This window comes from Streptomyces sparsus, assembly GCF_054776295.1.
In genome coordinates this window covers 1-1,266 of sequence record NZ_BAAHCA010001190.1, presented here as the reverse complement: position 1 = coordinate 1,266, position 1,266 = coordinate 1, and the positions used below count along the sequence as shown (strand labels likewise).

1 protein-coding gene is annotated in these 1,266 nt (G+C 72.2%); it reads left to right on the top strand.

From position 1 onward, the window contains the following. A partial coding sequence (locus ACYVE9_RS27330; protein ID WP_461030572.1) for a leucyl aminopeptidase occupies positions 1-1,218 on the top strand: 1,218 nt, incomplete at its 5' end. Positions 1,219-1,266: the final 48 nt, after the last annotated feature.

Here is a 1,266-nt window from a genome sequence, read left to right as displayed (position 1 = left end):
CGAGCGCTGACCGGCACCGCCAGGGCCGGGTTCGCGCTGCCGCTGGCGGACGACGCCGAGTCGGTCGCCGCGGTGGCCGAGGGCCCGCTGCTGGGTGCCTACGTGTTCCGGGCCTACCGCAGCACGGACAAGGACAAGAGCGGCAAGAAGGACTCCGGCGCCCCGCTGGCGGAGATCGCCCTGCTGGGCGCCAAGCCCCGCGACAAGCAGCACAAGGCAGCCGTGGAGCGGGCGGCGGTGCTCGCCGAGGAGGTCGCGCGGGCCCGCGACCTGATCAACATGCCGCCCAACGACCTGTACCCGCGGACGTTCGCCGAGCAGGCGCAGGCCGCGGGCAAGCAGCACGGCGTCAAGGTCGAGGTGCTCGACGAGAAGGCACTGGCCAAGGGTGGCTACGGCGGCATTCTCGGCGTGGGCCAGGGTTCGCAGAACCCGCCGCGGCTGGTCCGCCTGTCGTACACGCACGCCAAGGCGAAGAAGACGCTCGCGCTGGTCGGCAAGGGCATCACCTACGACTCGGGCGGCATCTCGCTCAAGCCGGCGGGCCACAACGAGACCATGAAGTGCGACATGAGCGGTGCCGCCGCGGTGTTCTCCGCCGTGGTGGCCGCCGCCCGGCTCGGACTGAAGGTCAACGTGACCGGCTGGCTGGCGCTGGCCGAGAACATGCCGTCGGGCAACGCCACCCGCCCCGGTGACGTGCTGAACATGTACAGCGGCAAGACGGTCGAGGTGCTCAACACCGACGCCGAGGGCCGGCTGGTGCTGGCCGACGCGCTGACCCGGGCCTGCGAGGAGTCGCCGGACGCGGTCGTCGACGTGGCGACACTGACCGGCGCCATGGTGCTGGCCCTGGGCAACCGCATGTTCGGCATCATGTCGAACGACGAGGCGTTCCGCGCCGAGGTCCACGAGACCGCGGACGACGCGGGTGAGCAGGCGTGGCAGATGCCGCTGCCGGTGGAGCTGCGCAAGGGCATGGACTCCCCGGTCGCCGACATCGCCAACATGGGTGAGCGCATGGGCGGCGGTCTCGTCGCCGGCCTGTTCCTGAAGGAGTTCGTCTCCGAGGGCACCCCCTGGGCGCACCTGGACATCGCGGGGCCGGCGTTCAACGAGTCCGGCCCGTTCGGCTACACCCCCAAGGGTGGTACCGGTTCCGCCGTGCGCACCCTGGTCCGGCTGGCCGAGCGCACCGCGGACGGCGCCCTCGGCTGAGCACCACCCCGGGCGGCCCGCTCCGAGGAGCCCGCGCTCCTCGCGGTG